20 protein-coding genes, 2 pseudogenes and 1 riboswitch are annotated in these 21,295 nt (G+C 37.9%); of the genes and pseudogenes, 2 read left to right on the top strand and 20 right to left on the bottom strand.

From position 1 onward, the window contains the following. Window positions 1–265: 265 nt before the first annotated feature. From IOC57_RS26490 to IOC57_RS26300, 4 genes are all read right to left on the bottom strand, one after another. Window positions 266–463 carry an AMP-binding enzyme gene (locus IOC57_RS26490; RefSeq protein WP_207438137.1) on the bottom strand — a complete coding sequence of 66 codons (198 nt, stop codon included), beginning with the start codon at window positions 461–463 and terminating at the stop codon, window positions 266–268. Window positions 464–472: 9 nt separating this feature from the next. Continuing rightward, window positions 473–1,360: a class I adenylate-forming enzyme family protein gene (locus tag IOC57_RS07540; protein ID WP_207438136.1), complete on the bottom strand. Its 888-nt coding sequence runs from the start codon at window positions 1,358–1,360 to the stop codon at window positions 473–475. Between the two features lie 350 nt (window positions 1,361–1,710). After that, entirely contained in the window at window positions 1,711–2,454 is a 744-nt protein-coding gene (locus IOC57_RS07535) for a LysR substrate-binding domain-containing protein (RefSeq protein ID WP_309487686.1), read from the bottom strand. Window positions 2,455–2,458: 4 nt separating this feature from the next. Beyond that, entirely contained in the window at window positions 2,459–2,590 is a 132-nt protein-coding gene (locus IOC57_RS26300) for a LysR family transcriptional regulator (RefSeq protein ID WP_309487685.1), read from the bottom strand. Between the two features lie 234 nt (window positions 2,591–2,824). On the opposite strand from IOC57_RS26300, the gene IOC57_RS07530 reads away from it, so the two are divergent. Both IOC57_RS07530 and IOC57_RS07525 read left to right on the top strand, forming a co-directional pair. After that, window positions 2,825–3,454, top strand: a complete 630-nt coding sequence (locus IOC57_RS07530; RefSeq protein ID WP_286184618.1) for a chromate transporter — start codon at window positions 2,825–2,827, stop codon at window positions 3,452–3,454. A gap of 27 nt (window positions 3,455–3,481) precedes the next feature. After that, window positions 3,482–4,048, top strand: a complete 567-nt coding sequence (locus IOC57_RS07525; protein ID WP_286184617.1) for a chromate transporter — start codon at window positions 3,482–3,484, stop codon at window positions 4,046–4,048. 252 nt (window positions 4,049–4,300) lie between these two features. Here the strand turns inward: IOC57_RS07525 and IOC57_RS07520 are convergent, their stop codons facing one another. The 16 genes and pseudogenes from IOC57_RS07520 to IOC57_RS07445 all read right to left on the bottom strand — a co-directional run bounded on the left by IOC57_RS07520 (window position 4,301) and on the right by IOC57_RS07445 (window position 21,295). Next, window positions 4,301–5,614, bottom strand: a complete 1,314-nt coding sequence (locus IOC57_RS07520) for a Na+/H+ antiporter NhaC family protein (protein WP_207438135.1) — start codon at window positions 5,612–5,614, stop codon at window positions 4,301–4,303. Between the two features lie 189 nt (window positions 5,615–5,803). Continuing rightward, window positions 5,804–5,911: riboswitch (SAM riboswitch) on the bottom strand. Window positions 5,912–6,233: 322 nt separating this feature from the next. Next, window positions 6,234–6,905: an SOS response-associated peptidase gene (locus IOC57_RS07515; RefSeq protein ID WP_207438134.1), complete on the bottom strand. Its 672-nt coding sequence runs from the start codon at window positions 6,903–6,905 to the stop codon at window positions 6,234–6,236. Window positions 6,906–6,964: 59 nt separating this feature from the next. Continuing rightward, the gene (locus IOC57_RS07510; RefSeq protein ID WP_153246094.1) at window positions 6,965–7,120 is read right to left on the bottom strand and encodes a hypothetical protein; all 156 of its coding nucleotides are present in this window, start codon (window positions 7,118–7,120) and stop codon (window positions 6,965–6,967) included. Window positions 7,121–7,479: 359 nt separating this feature from the next. Then, window positions 7,480–8,436, bottom strand: a complete 957-nt coding sequence (gene hutG, locus IOC57_RS07505) for a formimidoylglutamase (protein ID WP_207438133.1) — start codon at window positions 8,434–8,436, stop codon at window positions 7,480–7,482. A gap of 972 nt (window positions 8,437–9,408) precedes the next feature. Continuing rightward, window positions 9,409–10,461 (bottom strand): Ger(x)C family spore germination protein, encoded by a 1,053-nt coding sequence (locus tag IOC57_RS07500; protein ID WP_207438132.1) that lies wholly within the window; start codon window positions 10,459–10,461, stop codon window positions 9,409–9,411. Continuing rightward, a complete protein-coding gene (locus IOC57_RS07495; RefSeq protein ID WP_207438131.1) occupies window positions 10,451–11,527 on the bottom strand; it encodes a GerAB/ArcD/ProY family transporter in 1,077 nt (358 codons plus the stop codon). Before IOC57_RS07495 ends, IOC57_RS07500 begins: the two co-directional genes overlap by 11 nt. Beyond that, window positions 11,527–12,843: a spore germination protein gene (locus IOC57_RS07490; protein WP_207438130.1), complete on the bottom strand. Its 1,317-nt coding sequence runs from the start codon at window positions 12,841–12,843 to the stop codon at window positions 11,527–11,529. The genes IOC57_RS07495 and IOC57_RS07490 overlap by 1 nt, the downstream gene beginning before the upstream one ends. 862 nt (window positions 12,844–13,705) lie before the next feature. Then, window positions 13,706–14,068: pseudogene (locus IOC57_RS07485) on the bottom strand (hypothetical protein). 187 nt (window positions 14,069–14,255) lie between these two features. Next, the gene (locus IOC57_RS07480; protein ID WP_207438129.1) at window positions 14,256–14,609 is read right to left on the bottom strand and encodes a Na-translocating system protein MpsC family protein; all 354 of its coding nucleotides are present in this window, start codon (window positions 14,607–14,609) and stop codon (window positions 14,256–14,258) included. A 21-nt stretch (window positions 14,610–14,630) separates the two neighbouring features. After that, a complete protein-coding gene (locus IOC57_RS07475) occupies window positions 14,631–15,026 on the bottom strand; it encodes a phosphate-starvation-inducible protein PsiE (RefSeq protein ID WP_286184632.1) in 396 nt (131 codons plus the stop codon). A 198-nt stretch (window positions 15,027–15,224) separates the two neighbouring features. Further along, window positions 15,225–15,713 (bottom strand): helical membrane plugin domain-containing protein, encoded by a 489-nt coding sequence (locus IOC57_RS07470; RefSeq protein ID WP_207438127.1) that lies wholly within the window; start codon window positions 15,711–15,713, stop codon window positions 15,225–15,227. Then, a complete protein-coding gene (locus IOC57_RS07465) occupies window positions 15,713–15,850 on the bottom strand; it encodes a hypothetical protein (RefSeq protein ID WP_207438126.1) in 138 nt (45 codons plus the stop codon). Before IOC57_RS07465 ends, IOC57_RS07470 begins: the two co-directional genes overlap by 1 nt. Window positions 15,851–15,910: 60 nt before the next feature. Continuing rightward, window positions 15,911–18,862, bottom strand: coding sequence for a formate dehydrogenase subunit alpha (gene fdhF / locus IOC57_RS07460; protein ID WP_207438125.1), 2,952 nt, complete (start codon window positions 18,860–18,862; stop codon window positions 15,911–15,913). Window positions 18,863–19,181: 319 nt separating this feature from the next. Beyond that, entirely contained in the window at window positions 19,182–19,418 is a 237-nt protein-coding gene (gene moaD / locus IOC57_RS07455) for a molybdopterin converting factor subunit 1 (protein WP_207438124.1), read from the bottom strand. A 3-nt stretch (window positions 19,419–19,421) separates the two neighbouring features. After that, window positions 19,422–19,709 (bottom strand): annotated as a pseudogene (locus tag IOC57_RS07450) (molybdenum cofactor biosynthesis protein MoaE). A gap of 293 nt (window positions 19,710–20,002) precedes the next feature. Beyond that, window positions 20,003–21,295 carry a molybdopterin molybdotransferase MoeA gene (locus tag IOC57_RS07445; RefSeq protein WP_207438123.1) on the bottom strand — a complete coding sequence of 431 codons (1,293 nt, stop codon included), beginning with the start codon at window positions 21,293–21,295 and terminating at the stop codon, window positions 20,003–20,005.

The raw sequence follows: 21,295 nt of genomic DNA, 5'->3' as shown, positions 1-21,295 counted from the left end.
ACTGAGAACTTTCGTTTTTTTAGTGGTATTTGATTTAGTAGTAAAAAAGACGACTCCAATTTATTTTCATGAAATTGGAGTCGTCTTTTTATTATTTAGGGTTCTGGTGCGAAAATATTCTTTTAGGAATATATACCTAAATTCCCTATTCATATATGAATTATGATGAAACTTAAAATAATTTGTGTCTATCTTATATTCTCTAGTTTTCTGTAGGCCTCAATGTTGAAATTAAGTCTGTTATGATACACTTGTTCCGCCTCACCTAAATGGTTAGAATTCCTTGTGAAAACATCTTTCTTAATTCTTTTTTATCTATTTTTCCAATCGGCGTTAATGGGAACTTATCAAGAATATAGGCTACTTTAGGAACCATATTCTTAGAGGTTCTTTGTTTGCAGAAATCAATTAATTCCTCACTAGTACAGTCCGAACCTTCTCGCGGTGATACCACGACACACACTACTTCTCCTCAATCTGGATGGGGAACGCCTATGCAGGCACTTAATGCAACAGAAGGGTGCTGGTTCACCACTCGCTCCACTTCTGAAGAATATACGTTCATCCCGCCTGTAATGATCATATCTTTCTTTCGATCTACAATATACAGGTAACCGCTTTCATCCCATTTGCCAATATCCCCAGTGTAGAACCAGCCATCACGGATGTATTCTTGGGTAAGATCCGGTCTTTGATAATAGCCTACCATCATGGCTGGTGATTTTACGATAATTTCTCCAATCTCGGTTGGTTTTACATCATTTCCATCTTCATCAATCAGTCGAACTTCGGTAAGAATGCACGGTTTCCCACAGCTTTTCAAAACCTCCGAATTGTTATGATAAGCCCATACATGAGCGCTCTTCGATAGTCTGGTAATGACAATATTGCATTCTGTCATGCCGTATTGCTGGCGCATGATAGGCCCGAATACTTCAAAAGCTTCTTTAAGGCGCTTTTGAGAAATTGGTGACGCGCCATAGAAGATGTTGCGCATGGAGCCCATATCATATTCCATCTTCTTTGTCTGATCAAGGAGCCTGTATAACATTGTCGGTACCATGAATGTCGTCGTGATTTCATGTTCCTTTATCGCCTGTATGAATGCTGCAGCGTCGAATGAGCCCATCAAATAGACATGGACGCCCGAAACAAGGGATCTCCAAAGTAATGAACCCGCTGAATGGACAATGGGCGTACTTAGCAATACCCGGTCACGGTCGTCCAGCGGGTCTTCGATGGCTGCAGAAAGTATGGCGGCGCCAAGCCCTTTCTGGGAATGCATGACGCCTTTGGGTGTACCTGTTGTCCCGCCTGTATAGGACAGAAGGGCAATGTTTTCCTCTTCAGCTAATGGCAATATTTAGACATTTTCACACCCCTTTCTAAGTTGAAACAGTAAGCTTTCTATTTTTATATTTTTTCGAATAATATGAATTTATTTTATAATTAATTTGCCATTAAGTATATTTCCTGTTTCTAATGGTAACTTCAATTTTATTTATATAAAAACTCCTTGTTTCCATACTAATGTTTGTTTGTCGAATACTGAACAACCAAATACAAAATGCCCCTCCCGGTAGGAAGAGCTTTTATAATCAATGCGGTATATTCAATTTACCATGACTTTTGCTTGCTGCCGGGGCCACGCCGTTAACCACGAAACTGAAAACTCTGCCAATTGTAATAGTACCAAGGCGCAGCCCATCCTTATTGAAGAAAATCAACAAATTTAGACAACCCTATTTTATTAAAACGCTTGTTTTTTCTGACTAGCCATAAATTTCTTGCCATATCTATTCTGTATATATCCACTTCCCGCAAAAAGCCTTGCTCCAATTCTCTAGCCACTGTCAACCTAGGCAAAATGCTGATTCCAAGTCCAGCTTCAACCGCACTTTTTATCGCTTGTGTACTGCCAATCTCCATGTAGCTTTCTATTTTTTCTAAAACCCCATGCTCCATTAACATGTTTTCTACGATAAGCCGTGTTCCGGAAATGGATTCACGCCAAATCATCCTTTCATTTCCCAATTCCTCTAGCTGAATTTCTTTTTTGTCTTTCCATGGATGGTCGGATGGACATACCAATATCAATTCATCTTCGGCGAACTTGTCTACAATAAAATCGGTGTTTTCCACAAGTCCTTCCACCAAGGCCAAATCAATGACATCGTTTGAAAGATCCTCCAGAACTCGGGGGGTATTTTTTATCGTCAATGTCACTTTTATTTCTGGCTGTTGTTTTTTGAATCTCCCAAGCAAGCTCGGCAATAAATACTCACCGATAGTCAAGGAAGCCCCTACTATGAGATTTGCATTGTACTTCCCCGTCGATTGCTGAATCACTTCTTTTGAATGGTTGAAGTCATTTACTATGGCTTTTGCAAAAGGGTATAACAGCTTTCCTGCTTCTGTAACTCTCAGCCTTCCTTCCTCACGGTCGAATAACAAAGTGTTATAAATAATTTTCCAGTTGATGGATCTGCCTTGTTACAGCAGGCTGTGATAGGAAACTTAACCTCGCTGCCTGGCTTATACTTCCTTCATCCACCACTAAACAAAACATTTTCAGATTTTCCAATTTCAAGAAAATGACCTCCTTGTTTTTAGATAGTTTATTAAAATGATAGCATCATTAGGTAAATGGTGAAATGATACATTCCAAGGCTATTCAATTATTGGCGGCATTCTTTATAAAACGGATAAATCTTCTGGGTATAACGTTTTGTTATACCCGATGATTTTGTTGCAATTTACCCAGCCCTTTTTCTTTGATATGTTAATGATAAGAATTAAACAAAGCATGCAAAGGAAGTGACTGATGTCAATGAAAGGACAATGGAAAACACTAATCCAATTATTTTGGACCTTTTTTAAAATAGCACCTGTCACATTCGGAGGCGGGTTTGCGATGATCCCATTAATCGAAAATGAAGTGGTCGAAAAAAGAAAATGGATGAAAAGCGAAGAAGTTACGGATGTTTTTGCGTTATCTCAGTCCGTACCGGGAGCTGTCGCCATTAACTCCGCCACCTTTATCGGCCATCGAATTGCCGGAATAAAGGGGGCAATGGCAGCCATGATCGGTGTTTCATTACCTACCTTTTTAATTGTTCTGCTCCTGGGCATTTTGTATTTTTTCATTCAGGATAATCCGAAGGTAGAATCCGCATTCATTTCGATCAGAGCTTCCATAGTAGCGATCATCGTCTTTGCGGCTATCAAGATAGGAAAAACGGCTGTTGTAGACAAATCAACTTTCTGTATTTTAATAGTAGGAATTCCCGTCCTCTTCTTTCTTCACCCTGTAATGGTTATATTAGCAGGAGCTGTAGCCGGTATTGTGACCATCTCCATTAAGAGAAAATTAGGTTATGATGTCAAGATGAACAGAAAAGATATAGGAAATGAAGAAAATGATTTCGAACCTTTCATGGGTGCTGGCATATAGGTATAACAAAAAAGGGTCTAACTAATTTTGAAGAAAGTATGTGATAGAATGATGGAATTGTGGGAATTGTTTAGCACCTTCTTTATTATCGGCTTCGTATCGTTTGGAGGCGGATACGCTATGATTCCCGTAATAGAATCGGAAGTCTCAAAGCATGGATGGATGACGACGCAGCAATTTACTGATATCATCGCCATTTCCGGGATGTCCCCAGGACCTGTCACCGCTAATAGTGCCATTCTCGTTGGCTATTCTACTGCTGGATTTGCAGGAGCCATATCATCTGCTGTCGGAATCTTGCTTCCTGCCATTATATTCGTAACCGTTATAGCCACCTCCTTCAGCAAATTGAATCATTACTCAGTTATTCAATCCATGTTCTATGGACTAAGACCCATTGTCACTAGTTTAATCCTCTTTGCAGCGATCAGTTTAGCACTATCCAACCATATGATAGCGTTGAACTTTTCATGGCATACGATAAGCTTATTACTCGTTTTTGGATTATCGTTATTTGCCCTAATGAAATTACGCTGGCACCCAGCCTATGTAATTATTCTTTCCGGTTTAGTTGGAGTCGTCCTCTATTCATGATATATGTCGCACACACAACCAATATCAATTATGAAACGGATTTAAGCAGTTATTTTGGTTAGGAAATAAATTGTTTACCAAAAGCTTAGTTCAGATGAATACGGCCTTGATCAGTTCCTGAACACTGAGAAGCTATTATACTAACATGAGAGCGATGATGACTTCTGGAAATTTATGTTTTAGTATTCCACCCATACAGAAAAACACCCTGCATCCAATGATCCAGGGTGTTTTTTCATGATTATTCTCATTTTAAGAAGTACGTTTCTTCGTTTCATCTTCCAGCTGAAATCTCGGATAACCAATCAAGATGGCAACGACTCCACAAAATCCAATTAGTATTGGGTAATATGAATACGGCAGGATGCTTATCGGAGAAATCTTTGCTACCCCTGCTGCAACAAGCAGTTGTGCTCCATATGGAATCAACCCCTGGATGCAACAGGCAAAAACGTCAAGCAAGCTCGCCGATTTACGTAGATCAATCCCATACTTTTCAGCAATATTTTTGGCAAGTGGCCCGGCAATGATAATCGAAATTGTGTTATTTGCAGTGGAAAGGTTAGTCAAACCAACAAGCCCGGCAATGCTGAATTCCGCCCCTTTTTTTGTTTTGCTGTTTCGGGTCACGAGGTGGAGAAGGTAATCGATTCCACCATTATGCTTGATTACAGCTACCATGCCTGCAATTAAAATGGCAAGGAAAGAGATTTCATACATTCCTGCCATCCCTTCCCCGATTTTTTGAATGACGCCCAACGGTTGATAACTTCCATCAGCCAAGCCGATAATTCCGGCAAATACGATTCCGATGGTAAGGACCAGGAACACATTGACTCCTGCCAATGCAGTGATCAATACGCAAAGATATGGAAGGATTTTCACCCAATTATAAGAATGTTGAGAGATGTCGGCTTGTTCGCCCATTGTTAAAATTCCAAGGATGACACATGTGATGGTGGCCGCAGGCAGAACAATGAAAAAATTCACCTTAAACTTATCCTTCATTTTCGTTCCCTGCGTTCGAACCGCAGCAATTGTCGTATCTGATATGAAGGATAGGTTATCCCCAAACATCGCACCGCCAATAACGGCCGCCATTGAAAAGGCAAGCGAAATATCGGTTTGCTCACTAATTCCCACCCCAATAGGTGCTAGGGCAACAATCGTTCCCATGCTTGTACCCATAGATAAAGAAATAAAACATGCGATAATGAAAATACCTACCATTAATAGATTTTGCGGAAAAACAGCTAAGGCAAGATTAACTGTGGATTCAACTGCCCCCATTCCCTTTGCAACTTCGGCAAAAGCGCCGGCTAAAAGGAAAATGATAACCATTAACATAATATTGGCATCCCCGGCACCTTTACAGAAGATATCAACCTTATGATTGAATGTTTCTTTCCGATTCATTGCCAAGGCAGCTGCTGAAGCAATTGAAATCGCTACAATCACTGGAAATGAATAAAAATCTTTAGTGATGATTCCGGACCCTATAAATAAAATTAAAAATACGACAAATGGGATCAATGCCCACGGATTCCCTTTAGTGTTTGCACTCATGATGTACACCTCTTTTTATTTTTCCCGCGACATGTGTCACAGCTCTTATTCTATTAACAGTTTTCACAAATAACTCCAATTTGAACCTACCTGATTATCCAGTCATGAAGCTATAGCAAAAAACTAGCATAAAAAAGACCCCTTCTATTTAACAACAAGAAGAGGTCTTTTAATTTATAAAAAACACCCTCCTTATCTTTCAGGCGAAAATCAGCCTGCTGGATTTGGCACAGCACTCCATTTAAGTCCGCTGCCGAGACATCTTCGGGCCAGTCCCTCCGTCTCTCTTGATAAGAAGATTTCATTATATAATTTATCAAAAATTACGATGCCTGCCAGAAAAGTACCACGCTGGAACTTGCCTGAGTTCGTAACATCGAGAGTCGTTTTGAAAAGCAAATATAACAGTACAGCATTTTGTCTATTTTCGCAAGGGTTAATTTTTAAAGTGTTTCACATGCACTCCTTACAAACTAAATCGGTCGGAGCGGGTGTGCGAGACTCCTGAGGGAAAAGCGAGTGCCTGGAGGCAACGTTCAAATTGTAAAACCATAAAAAAAATGTAGAGAAACTCGATCTTCATCGAGTTTCTCTACATTCTGAGAGGTCTAATGAACTCTCAACAAATTTGTTGAATTAGGTTAGGTGAATTATTTTTAGGCGAGTTCACATCAGTCGACACTTCAAATGCTTCCATCTGTTCCGAATCAAATGACTTTAAATACTGTTGCAGATATGCAGGATCATTAATGGAAGGATTCAACCAATCTTTTTCATCTTCTGGTTTTAGGATGACAGGCATGCGGCCATGAATGCTGTTCATTAGCTCATTAGGAACAGTTGTTATAACGGAGCACGAATAGATGCTGATGCCTTGAGGAGATTTCCAGGATTCCCAGAGACCGGCCATTCCAAATGGAGCATGGTTCTTCAGTTTTATTCGCATCGGTATTTTTCTTTCTGGTGTCTTCTTCCATTCATAAAAAGAGTCAGCGACTATCAAGCATCTCTTCTTCTTATACGCATTCCTGAAGCTTGCTTTCTCAGCAATGGTTTCCGCTCTGGCATTGATCATTTTGCAGCCCACTTTTTCGTCTTTTGCCCAGAAAGGAATGAGTCCCCACCGAAGATATCCAAGTCGATTCCTTACTCCGTCATTAATGACGGAGAGCACGGATTGGGAGGGAGCAATATTGTAGCTGAATTGGTATTCTCCATCAAATGATCCTTGAATATCAAACCGTTCTTTTATTTCTTCAATATCAGTGAAAAGGGTGAAACGTCCACACATAATATCGCCACCGTATTAAGATTTATTACAGTGTATCAAATGGAACGGGCAGTCACAAATCAGCGTTCTAAAATCCTGATATCAGTAAATGGTTGATTAAATAATTCGCTGGAAATCAAAAGGGTGCCAAGGACTTCTCTTTCATCTTCAGCTTTAATGATTTCCGACAAAATTAAGGTACTGCCATTCCTGACCGTTACTTTATATTCATTCATGGAATCCCTCCTCAAAAGGCTAGATGATTGTTATTATAAACCAAAAACCCACAAGTATCAGTATTGAACTTTGGAAAAGTCATGGTTAATCTTCTAATGGTGAGGCCGCAAGGAAGTTCCTTTATACTTCTAAGGATTAGTTCGAACGAAGGTCTTAACTTCTCTTATAAAGGAGGCATAAAAAGACTGTCCATGTATGATTCATGGACAGTCTGGGGTACTGTCAAAGGCTTTTCGCTTCATAACTGATAATTGATTATGGAGATAGCATGGAGGGAAGTCCCAACAGTCGGTAATGAAAGGTACGCTCTTCTAGGAAAACCAAATTGGAGAAGTTGCCCCTATTCCATGTCCATTCATTATTTAAAATGCAGCAAAACCTCATTTATTAAATGTGCTGCCAATGTAACGGTTTTATTATTTTCGTCCAACGAAGGATTCACTTCCGAGATATCAAAGGAGAGGATCTTTTCATTCGATACGATATGCCTAATGATGGCACGGACCAATTTCGGATCCAGTCCAAACGGGGATGGTGCACTTACCCCAGGTGCGTAAGCTGAATCAATAACGTCCGTACATAATGTAAGAATAATGTAGTCATTTTCCTTGACGAATTGATTTATCCGCCGCTTGGTTTCATCCATTTCGTTCCATGACAAATCTTCTTCCAATATGTAGTCGACCTTACTTCTTTTAGCGGTTTCAAACAGTGCCTTCGTATTCCCCTGCTTCTGAATTCCGACACATAAATATCCACAACTTTGATCTTCGTCCAAAATCTGCTTAAACATCGTTCCTGATGAACTTTCTTTTTCATAAGGCCTCATATCAAAGTGAGCATCAATATTAATAATCCCTAATCTAGCTTTCGGTTCAATGGATTTCCTAATCCCAAGATAATGACCATACAGGGTTTCGTGTCCCCCCCCAAGTATGATAGGAATCGCTTTACTCTCCAATATCCCGGCAACAGCTGATCCCAGTTGTGATTGGGCCGCCTCCATCTCTGTCCTTACACATATAACATCGCCAGCATCCACCAGCTCGGTTTGAGAAGGTAAATGACAGGGTAATTTCGCCAATGACTGCCTAATATGATCAGGACCCTCTGCAGCACCAATCCTGCCTTTATTCCTTTTGACGCCTTCATCACATTTGAAACCAATCAATCCAAAGGTCCTTGAGGCATTGGAAGAGATGGCTAATTCCGAAATCGATGCCAAACGTACTCTTTGGTGGTATCTGAAGCTGTCCATGTCAGATTGTGAATCAATTCTTCCATTCCAATGTTTTAAAGTCGGATTAGTATACATATTTTCTCCTTTATTTAAAAAATTCCGAAATATCTTTTTTTAAAATTATAAATGAGATAATGTATAATTCCAATACAAAAATTCAATATATCTATAGTTTAAGCTATAGAAAGGAGAATATATGGACTTTCGTCAATTTCTCCCTAAGTATGCCATCATTGAATGAGAAAATGAAGGTAGTTTTCAGTTTTTGGTACGAAATACAAAGATGCTAGAGCTTACGTAAGCAGAAGGGATTTTTTATACGAGATCTATAGAAGAATCAATAATTCGCAAGGAAAATTGGAGGAAATGAGGAGGGTGAAGCGGAACAGTATCCATAAGTTCCATAGAATCATTCGAATTTTAATAATGAAAATAATTAGGAAGGGAAAGTTTTCGATTCGTTAAAGACGTATATTGTTCATTTCACCATCAAGAACCAGCTCATCAATTCCAATGATATCATGTCCACCCCACTATATAATGAATCATGCTTTTAATCCATAAAAATAACGAGGTTAAACGAAAAAGAGTCCATCACTTTCCAAGAAATTGAAAGAAAGAATTGACTATCAGTACAACTGGATTTCAAACAGGAGATGATATCTTACTAGCGTATAAGGATGAAAATGCAACGTTGCCATGATAGCCTTCATTACCGCCAACACCGTTATCAAAACACTATTTGTCTCATGAATACAACTCGACTAAAGAAACACCACCTTACTTGTTTTTAAGGTGGATATTAATATTGTTGCATCAACTTAAGTTCTGATTAGGATATTGAGGCAATAATCATGCGAAATTCAAATTGATAAAATAACTCATCTGGTAACCTCCCTTTTATGTCCCCTTTCGACCTGAAATTAACGATTTAATATCTCTGCCTTTTGGTGATTTCATTTAGCTTTGTGAATGCAATGACACAGCATCGACTATATGATCATGAGTCGGTTCATTTTGGAATCCAACTACCAAACTTTTTTTTATTTACTCCAAATTAGCATGTACCTTAAAATTCACTCTCAATTTGGGGTAATATTCATTCCTCCAGTCTTTTAGTTCTTGGTAAGAAATCAAATGTTGAAATTGTTGTCCAAATCCAAAAATATCCGTATGGATTCTTTGTGTCTTTTCAAGTAAATGGAAAAATTGCTTTTCAGTAAGATTTTCAAGTTCCTTTTTAATCCTTTTATTTGTGATTCCTTTTTTTCTTTCCAAAATATATATTTTTAAATTCAGGTCACTTGACACTAGCGGTTTATTGTTTTTCATTGATGTTTTATTTTGGATTGAACTTTTTGTGACCATAATATTGGCAAAACCTAGGCTCACTATTTTTCCTTTTATATCCTTGTTTTGGAACACATTAATTAATTGACTTTCCTCCGGGCTAATTCTTTCAACAATTTTTCCTTTCTTCAAAATTTCTGAGCCTTCAAAAATTAATACTGTATCTTTTCCGGAACGGACAGCCGGAACAGTAATATCCTTTGTGGATAGAAACGGGCTTCGATACACTTCCCAAATTGGGGTACTAAAGAGTTCTGGTGCCCAGCCAGCCCCTTTATTAAAATAATCATATATAGAAGAAGCATTGACACCTAATTTATCGTTAATGTTTGATAACACATTTTCGACATTATCATCTGTAATGGCTACCAACGCTCTTGACGGAATTTCTTCTGAACCCATTAAAAACTTTATAAGGTCCCTTAACTCCTGTTGATTATTTGCCAAGTTTTTTTGGATGACAATTAATTGTATTTGTGAGAAATCAACCGCATTTTCAGAGTTTGTCCGAATTTGTCCAAGTACACTTGCAATAGTTTCGCCTTTCCCTGTTACGTTTCTCGAGATTTGTTTATCATTTTTCGGCAATGGGATTTGTAATGTTATTTTATACTCTTCATCATTATCCTTGGCAATTCCCATGACTAAAGGAATGGAGCGCTTATTTATATCTTTAATATCCCAGCACCCACATAGCATGATTGTTGACATGAATATGATCAATATTTTATAGAGTTTTTTATTTTTCACGCCCTAACACACCTCTTTTCGATAAAAAACCATAGATGAAAATGGTAAATGGGATAACAATCATAGAATAAGCTTGGGCACCTGTACTCCATATAAAGCATTTTTCAACCAAAGATTGGTTTGGAACCAATAACGCCAAAACAAAAGAGATTACTGAAAAAGTAATAATCCAATAAGAAGATTTCACTACCCGAAATTTAAATATTTTCCGCATGATTTGTCCGGTTATCCAAAGCATAACTGAATTAGCCACTATCACTAAACCAACCAACGATATACCGAATAACATTGTTTGTCTGTTGAACGAAAACCAACTAATGTCAATTGAATCCATAGCTTCCAAAAAAGGGTGGGGCAGTGTAACGACCGTTTCTTGTCCAAATATAAATAACGGTACATACACTACAGATAGAAAAAAAAGCGTTACACTAACACATGCTAGAAAAAGTTGGCGAAATGAAAATTTTGTTTTAGAGGCCATAAATCCCAAAAATAAAAATGATGAAAATCCCAAAATGTAGAAAAATCTAATATTTAACAAGGACTTGGCAGGTAAATTCCAGGCCGGCGTAACGTTATGTATATCAAAATTGATAACAGAAGAAAAAATATTAAATACCACTAAGGGAATAACAATCAAGAAAATTAAAAAAGAAGAACGTAAAATAGTACCTAAACCTTTTATAGCTGTATAAACCGAAATGAAAAATAACAATATCAATATCGACCAATAAGGTGTCCGAGGCAAAAATACGGAGATAATGACTTCAGTGTGTAGCCGTATATTGAACGCAACTAACGCAATAATGTTGATTACAAATGGGGTAAGACAGATAAACGCCACCCATCTTCCCATTTTTAAATAAATATCAATGACGTCATTTTCAGGAAAATAATTCAAACCTTTTATGTAAATCCAGATTAATATCAATTGCAGAAGGCTTTGACACATAATTACTTCCCAATGTGCTGTTCTCGTTAACCCATAAATGAGATCGGGATAGACCAAATACCCAAAACTTAAATGTATAAGAATGAAAACGATTCCAATTTGTAACCGTTGCATCACTTTGTTTCTCCCTCTTGTTCAATATGAAACTTTAGATAAGGAATATCAACGGATGTTAAACTCGACAAATATATTACCGTGAAAATAAAACCAGTCCATACACCTAAAATACCGAAAAGTGATGCTAAAATTAAAATGGGATATTTTAAAAAACGAATGTACAAAGAATTCTGCATTCCGACCACTGCCGAACTTGCAATTACAACAGCAGTGATTACAATGACTAACAAGTTACTGACTAGTTTTGCTTCAACCATCGCCTGTCCCAGGATGATTCCCCCTACCATTGTAATAGAGGGGCCCACGCTCTTAGGGAGTCTGTTGATCGCTTCTAGTATTAAATCAACTATAACCACCATTAAAATGGTTTCTTGAAAGGCCGATAAAGGAATGCCCTCCCTACTTTTTGCGACAAACAGTGCAAGATCTGTTCTAAATATTCCAGGGTTAATTGACACCAAAGCAACATATAAAGCAGGAAGTATCAGCGTGGCTACAGCTCCTATTACTCGAAAAATTCTAAGCATAAATGCCAGGACAAATGGAAAATTGCGATCATTTTCACTCCTAATCATATCCGAAATTAGATTTGGAAAAACAAGCGCGAAGGGAAAGTTATCCAAAAACAGCACGATTCTGTTCTTTTTTAAGGAATGGATGGCTTGAATCGGCAGTTCAGTAGCGAATAGATGACTGACAGGGCTCAACCTGCGTTGTCCAAATTGCTTATTAAGATCATCAATGGTTTCAATGTCTGATTTAATTTGCTTTAACTGCTGGTTGACCTTTTCAACGAGGATATTAGGTGCTCTTCCTTTAATGTAGAGCATTGATACCTTTCGCTTATCCAGCTCACCGACTTGATAGGAACAATTGCACAGACGTTCAGTGTTCAGCCCTTTTCGGATCATCCCAACATTGATATTAATATCATCTCCAAATGCATCCATGGAGGCTTGTATAGGACTTTCACTTTTAGGCTCGGCAATGCTACTCCTCAGATTTTGGGCAATAGGGTCCACAACGGCATTCCGTGTGCCATCTTTTAAAAGGATTACTAATTCCCCCTCTAAAATAGCTTTAACTATTTGCTCTGTATCTACGTCAATCTGATCACTCAGGTTTAAGAAGAGGGCTTTTACTGAAGTGGACGAAGCTGCTATTCGTTGAATATATAGTTTAGATTTAGGTAACTCAACTAGCGTATTAAATCCAATAAGATAGATTGCTGTTTTATCTACTAGCACTTCTTCGATGAAAAAATCGTCGTGATTGGAAAACTTGGATTCAATTTCTTTTACTATATTCTTCATTAATTTGCCCCTTAACAAAAAGAACTCTAAAAAAATTATTAGCATTAAGGAGGGCTTTTATACAATAAATGATGGTTAGTTAACAAATAACTAACCAAAGCAAAGTGTCGTGGTGAGAGTGTAAAGTGAATGGTGCAATTTATCTGAAGAGAGACCGCAGTGGAAGTAGTTGGATAATCGTGGCACATACCATTGCACCTAAAAATGGATTCGAAAAGGCTCCGGCATCGAACTCTTGCAGGTTAAGTGGCTTGATTATACGCTAAAGGTTCAAAGCAAAGTTCACAAAAAAATCAATTAGGAAGTGCGAAATTAAAAGATAAAGTCGCTTCTTTATTTAATCATTCCTTTTAGGGATACGCATAGCAAAAAGCAAATATATATACATAAATCCCGGGGCTACATTGGTTGGTGTATTGACACCTATACCTGCTTGCCAACAAGCATTGGGGAGAAGTGGATTACTTCTCCGCACCATTCCCACTTAGTTCTACACCATCTCCATCTGTAGGAAGCATTAAATACGGTGTAATAATCGTCCATTCGCTGACATCCTCACTTTGGTCCAGTTTATATTTCTGGTTGACCATTTTAAATAACGGTAGCCGAGGTGGAACATACGTCCCTACTTATAGACTCAATCAGCTAATTAGGATTTCTTTTCATTAGGTAGTAGATATTCTATATTTGACTCTTTCTTATTGATTTTCTGAACGTTAATCCCCTTTTACTTTAACTCTGTAACTATAAAATCAATTGATTTCATCAAAATCCCCTTTTTTATTTTATTAGTGGGTAAAAGCATGTAACATATAACAAGTGATTTATTAAATTGTTTGACAATTTCTTTATTAAAAATATATTAATAACCTTTCTTTTCAAAGAAATTCCTTTCAATTTCACTCATATCAAACCCCAAAACTAAAGCCATTCCTAAAAATAAAGAGAAGAAATTCAAAAACTAATCTTTATTTCTGCTTCTCGTGCCTAGACACTTAAATATTTCCTGAAATTGATTTCTTTCATCTACAGTAACAATAGGAACCACAGCGAAGTACTTTAATACCAAATCAAATTTAAGATGAACGGCTAATATTAACAAATCGTTTAAAATGTCGGTGTAATCTCCAATATCTTTTTTATTATAAAGGGAAACTAGATTTCTATTTAATTTGGAAACAAGTAATTCTGGATCAATTTCTGTTATCTCTATTATCTCTATCATTTTTTTATCTTCATAGCATCTCCCTCTTTTTACTATACGTAAAAACTCATATTACTGAATGTTAAATCGCTGGAGCTAGGTAATTGTTGAAGAAATATGCTAATGGTGACAATGACTTCATCATCTAGAAGATTAATTTCAAACAGTAGCCTCAAAATAATATATTTTCAGTCTATATAGCTAATGATTAACACTGAATTGGTTTGTCAAACACATAAATCGTCATAGCAGTATCAATGTCCATATTAATATCTGTAAAGATGCTTAGAATTTTCGCATCCATCATTCCCTCAATTTTCCCCAGAACCTCAGGATCCTCATAAATTTGCTTGACTAATTTAGTTCGTGCCTCATGAACCATCCGCTTTCCTTCTGTGGAGCCCATCATAAACTTTTCAACATTAGTGAGATTACCTTTCATCTCACTAATTACCCAAGGTCCTACAAGTCGAGTAGTGATTTCCTTTGGTCCATTTCCAACATACTCCTTGCGTATTTCACGAAGTAACATATTGAATTGATGTTCTCTATTTTTTTTCATTCCATTTCTCCTATCTAACCTTTAATCATTTTTAGCTTCCGGGTGTGGTAACATTAAATAACTTATTGTTAGTACAAATACCACCGCAGCTAACCATAAAGTCTGGATTGAATTTTCATTATTCACTATGATAAATCGAATTGTTGCGGTGATTCCAATGTAAATAAGATATCTTAATGGGAAATGGTAATCTTCTCTGAAATATTGTACGATCATGGAAATGAATCCAAAATATAAGAAAAATATTAAAATTTTACCAAATATACCGTGGACATCCTTATTTCCCCAATAAACATCATTCGAAATGTAGTAAAGTTGCCTAAAAAGAAAATATATAAGAATAAAACTAAGAATAATCAAGGATGTATTCAACACCGTTTGATAAAGTTTTATCAACCACTTAGCTTTTTTTAACATGTATGGCCCAAACATCAGTATCCTCCATATTTATCATATCTCCTCGGTCTGAATGAAATTGCCCCTAAAAAATATCTTTGCTCGCTTTCTACCTTCCACTGCCTACCATGCATAATAAAGAACATGCTCACAGACATCGATGATAAGATAATCCATGAATAGGAACAGGAGAAAAGCTTTCCTTTGAGAACGCAACATTTACTTTGATTGACCCTTTAAACCTTCACCTAACCCCTTTAACAAATCAAGAGAAAACCTCATAACACGATTAACATCAGGATCTCTCATTAATTTCACTAAATCTAAAACACTAACTTTTTTGTTTAACTGAAATCCTTCCTCTGCTTTTTGAAGACCTTTTGACAGTCCTCCCACCAGTTTTTTCGTCATTTCAGGATTAAGTTCCGTCAGCACTCCCGCCGCTTCCATTGCATTGTTAACAGCATTTGTTACAGGCGGTCGCAACATCTGTCCTACTGCAATTTTTGCCACTTTCTCTTTTGCTTCAACGAGATTATTGATAGCTCCAAGAATTCCACTTTCGTGAAGTTCTTGGAGAAGTTTAATTGTTTCTTTAACCCCATCGGCATTTTCGGATAAATCTTGTAAAACCTTTTCAAGCGTTTGATCTTGTTTTTCTTTTTCGGTAAAGGTTGGTTCATCTATCTTCGTAATTGGTTTTGCCATTATTTTTTACCTCCCGGTGTATTAAAATCTGCGAAAGCTTCAAGAATGCCCATTTTATTAAGTCTTTGGAGAAGTAGAATAGTTTTTCCAATAACATCCGCATTTTCGGATAAATCTTGAACTACCTGTTTAAGCATGACTCCGTTTTTCCTCTTCCGTCAGAACTGATGCATCTAAAGTCTTTTTCGGTATTTCCATTACTTTTTAACTCCTGATATATTCAAGTCTGCAATTGGCTCGTAATCATTCCGTGCCCATTTTCGTTCCACTTGTACACCTAACTGAGGATTACGCGTCGCATAACGAGGGTTATACATTGGAAGTGGTCTGTTTCCTTTTGCTTTCATTAACTCCATTTTCACTTTGATCTGTTTATATGCTGGAGTCTGTGTATGAACATCGCCAACACTTCCTGTTAAAAGGTTGATTGCATTTTCATGACTTACTGAGTGCATGGGAACATACAGCTCTTTTCCTGTAACTCGATCTGTTACGACTACATGAAGCTGAATTGCACCATAAGGAGAAATTAGACGTACTAATGATCCATCTTCTACCTTACGTTCTTTTGCAAGTTCAGGCGAAACTTCTACGAATACCTCGGGTAATTTATACTGAATTCCTTTTGATTTGTTGGTCATATTCCCTACGTGGAAATGCTCCAAAAGTCGTCCATTGTTCAATGTAAGATCGAAATCTGGTGTGAATTCAATAGGTGGAACATATTCTGCAAGGGAAAAGCGCGCTTTTCCATCAGGAAAGTTAAAACGCTTGGTATAAAGAAGTGGCTCATCTGTGCCGTCTTTTTGCACGGGCCACATTAAACTATTCCATCCTTCAAGTCTCTCGTATGATACACCCGCAAAAGTTGGACAAAGACTTGAAATTTCGTCCATGATATCGCTTGGGTGTTCATAGTTCCAATCCGCACCCATATACTTGGCAATTTGCTGAATAATCCACCAGTCTGGTTTTGATTCTTCCAGTGGCTCAAGTGCTTGATACAGACGTTGAATACGACGCTCTGTATTGGTGAAGGTTCCATCTTTTTCAAGAGAAGGAGCTGCCGGCAAAACAACATCTGCAAATTGGGCAGTTTTTGTTAAGAACACATCTTGTACAACAAAGAACTCTAGCTTACCAAGCGTGTCATGCACATGATTGGAGTTTGAATCTACCCAAGCCATATCTTCCCCCATGAGATACATGGCTTTCAGTTTGCCTTTCTCTGATGCTTCTAACATATCAATGTTCGTAAGTCCTGACTTTTCAGAGATTTTCACGCCGTAAGCTTTTTCGAAATTAGCACGTGCGACATGGTCGGTTAAACGCTGATTGCCTGCGAGCCATTGTGGAAGAGCCCCCATGTCACATGAACCTTGCACATTATTATGACCGCGAAGTGGGTATGCTCCCGTTCCAGTGCGACCGAAATTCCCCGTTATAAGTAGAAGGTTAGCGGTAGCTCCTGATGTATAGGAACCTGCAATATTTTGAGTGACACCCATTCCCCATAAAATACATGTTCCTTTTGATTCATGAATCATTTTAGCTGTTTTAATCAGCTGTTCTATTGGAAGACCAGTCACTTCCACTGCAAAGTCTAGCGTATATTTATTAAGAAGTTTCAGATACTCTTCGTAGTTATTTACACGTGCTTTAATGAATTTTTCATCATGCCAACCTTGATCAATCATATATTTTGCAACAGCAGTCAACCAAACAAAGTCTGTTCCTTGTTTTGGATGTAAAAATAAATCAGAACGCTCTGCCAGTTCATGTTTACGAAGATCTGACACAATCAATTTTTGGCCGTGTAATTTCTTAGCCCGCTTAACTCGTGTCGCTAGAACAGGATGCCCTTCAGTTGGGTTTGCCCCAATCGTGATAACAAGACCTGCACTTGCAATATCCTGAATGGTGCCTGAATCCCCACCATATCCAACAGTGGCAAGTAACCCATCTGTCGCAGGCGATTGGCAGTAACGAGAACAATTGTCCACGTTGTTTGTTTCAAACACTTGACGGGCCAATTTTTGCATGAGATATGATTCTTCATTCGTCGTTTTTGAGGAACTTACAAAACCAAGTGCATCTCCTCCGTACGTTTCTTTTATGGCCCCCATTTTTTCAGTAATTAAAGTAAGTGCTTCATCCCAAGTTGCAGGAACAAATGCATCTCCTTTCCGAATTAAAGGAGTTGTAAGGCGCTGTTCACTATTAACAAAGTCCCATCCAAATTTCCCTTTCACACAGGTTGAAACGCTATTTACGGGACTATTTTCAGTAGGCTCGACTTTTAAAATTTCACGCCCTTTTGTCCAAACTTCAAATGAACAGCCTACGCCACAGAATGTACATACTGTCTTCGTTTTTTTCGTACGAGTATCCCGCGCGGCTGCTTCTACTTCTGATAGGGCAAAAATTGTCTTATAGTCCGGTTCGACTTCTTTAATGAGATCAACCATTGGATTTAACAAATCCTTCGGAATGGCTGTCATAAGCCCCGCCTCGCCCAACATTGATTTTTCCATTAAGGCGTTACATGGACAGACGGTGGCACACTGTCCGCAAGATACACAAGAAGATTCATTGATCGATTTACCATCATCCCACATTACACGGGGGATTTCACGTTCCCAATCGATAGATAGAGTTTCATTCACCTGTAGGTCTTGACATACTTCTACACACCGTCCGCAAAGGATACATTGGTCCGGATCGTATCTGTAAAAAGGATGGGACATATCCACTTCGTATCCTTTTTCTCGGTATGGACGAGTTTGATGTTCAATTTCCAACAATTCCGCTGTGTTATGAACACGACAATTTCCATTGTTATTGTCACAAACCGTACAATACAGTAAGTGATTCTCCAAAATCCGGTCCATCGCTTCTGTTTGGGCAGTTTTGGCCGATTCTGAAGAAGTCAAAATATTCATTCCATCCTCGATTTCTGTCGAACACGCCCTTCTAATTTCCCCATCAATTTCACACATACAGGTATCACAGGTTTGGATGGGACCTAACACTTCTGAATAACAAATATGTGGGTGCTCTACTCCTTTTTCAAGTAGGTAATCAAGAATTCGAGTCCCCTGTTCTACTTCATGTTGCTGTCCATTAATTTTCACAAGGACTTTTGCCATTTTACATTCTCCTTTTTAAAAAAAATCAAAAAAAGCCCGCCATAAAATAGATTGTGCAAATGCAACACACATTCTATTTTATGGCGGGCTAATAACTAAGCAGTTTTTATCCTACTAGTGATCCTTCTCACCACATTATATAATAAAAAACCAGGACATTAAGGCAATTCATCATTACCTAACATCAGTGAATTTTTTTATTCGATTCTATGTTTCAATTATAATACTTTATGCGTTTAACTTCAACAATAATATGTGGTTTAAATGATAAAACCTAAAACTCATTTTTTATTGATACCACAAAAAAATACCGCTCTTTTTATCCTCCGCTTACTGGGGGGATAAATGCAATGATATCTTGATCTTTGATTATTTCATCGTCTGTTACAAAGCTTTCGTTTATAGACGTCATTGTTTGATTGAAAGAAGATAAAGAGTATTTACTATGAAGGTATTGTTTTAGTTGCTGAATAGTTATATCATCTTTTTCAACAATTTTTAATTCATCTAATCCCATTTCTTCACGTATTCCCGCAAAAAATAAAACCGTAATCATTCCCTATTCCTCCTTGCCCGGTTTTCCTTCTGGATATTCAGCAGTCTCTAGTTGATCTCCACCCCACATCGTTCCGTCTTCCCGAAATTCTTTTTTCCAAATGGGCACAATTCGTTTATTTCGTTCAATCGCCTATTCATTTGCCACGTAAAATAGCTACCCTTGTATCCGGCCATTTTTCTTAATTTCATCACCTATTTGACTCAGCATTTTTACCGCCATGGACTCGTATGCTTTATATTCAAGTGATAAAGTTTTCTTTCCTTTTGTGAATTCCCTCACAGTTCCGATGAAAGTTGTAAAGGCACCTGCTTCTCTCCGTGAAACTTATTTGGTTACTTCCTTTACAGAAATAGGTTCCCTTACTATTTTAAATAAACAATCTTCCCTTTTTCACCAATCTTTCATTTAAAAAACCAATAGTACTTTTCTTCATCTAATTAAAAAAACTTGATGGTATCTCCTTCTAGATTAGAAATGATCACCACTGAGTTTCTTTAGAAGTTGCCTGAAAAATCCAGAGTACCTCCATGCTCATTGATTGTTAAGCTCTTAATCATTCTTGTTTCTCTCGTTTTGGAACCCTACGACCTGTAAGATGGAACAATGTTTTCCCAAGGCCATTCACTTCCTTGCACGTCCTCTAATAGTAATACATCAACAACCATTCCCCTTTTGTACCCTCTTGAGCCTCCCGGAAGGACAATAAATGCATCTGCTTCGGCTAAAGAAGAAACTGCACTGGATTTATTAAAACCTGAAGGAGAAACGATTACCTTGCCTTGCTCATACGAAATTGTTCCTCTAATAAACCTGGTAAACGGATTGGGTTTAACAAAATCCTCACCTAACCACGCTCTTTCTTTTTTGAGGTGTGGTTTATCATTAAATAAGGATGTTCGGATTGCGGGACGAACAAATAGTTCACATCCAACGTAACAAGCGGATGGATTTCCTGATAAACCAAATAATAGTTTTCCATTCAATTGCGCAACCGTGGTTACACTTCCGGGTCTCATCGCCACTTTATTAAAAAGGACAGAAGCTCCTAATTTCTCGTAGATAGCCGGTAAATAATCATAGTCACCTACTGAGACTCCGCCGGTTGTAATGAGCATATCTACTTCAGATAGAGCTTTTTTGACAGCTGAATAACAGCTATCAAAATCATCGCTTAATTTCCCGAAATACTTGATATCCCCTCCGGCTCTTTCAATTTGAGAAAAAATCATATACGCATTGCTATTTCTAATTTTCCCCGGTGTAAGTGGTTCACTTACTTCAAGAAGTTCACTTCCAGTCACTAAAACTCCCACCAAAGGCTTTTTGGCAACAGGTACCTTGCTATAACCGAACGTTGCTAATAATGCTGAAATACCTGGATTGATAGATGTACCCCTCTTTGCCAAAATTGTCCCTTTTTTTGTATCTTCTCCTTCAAAGGAGATGTTATCGCCTTTGTTGAAAGAACGTTTGATTTCAATAAACTTTTGATTACTTTCTGTGTATTCCTTGACTAATTCAAGCATTACTACAGCACTACATCCCTCAGGAATTGGAGCACCGGTCATTATTCGAACAGCTTCAAATGCTCCAACTTGTCCATTAAAAACCATACCAGCACCAATCTCTCCCATCACTTTCAATGAAAGAGGCTGATAGGAAGTAGCTGTTTCAGAATCTTCTGATCGAATGGCAAATCCATCATATGGAGAACGATCAAACGAAGGAACGTTGTGATCGGCTATTAAGTCTTCAGCTAAGTACCGGCCATAGGCCAATTCAAGCGATATCATTTCCTTCCTACCATAATTGGCGTATTGCATGACTTTACGAACGCATTTCCCCACAGAAATAGGGGTTCGTTTTTCTACCAT

The organism is Bacillus sp. SD075, from assembly GCF_017355165.1.
Classification (GTDB): domain Bacteria; phylum Bacillota; class Bacilli; order Bacillales; family DSM-1321; genus Peribacillus.
This window is presented reverse-complemented; position numbering and strand designations above follow the sequence as displayed.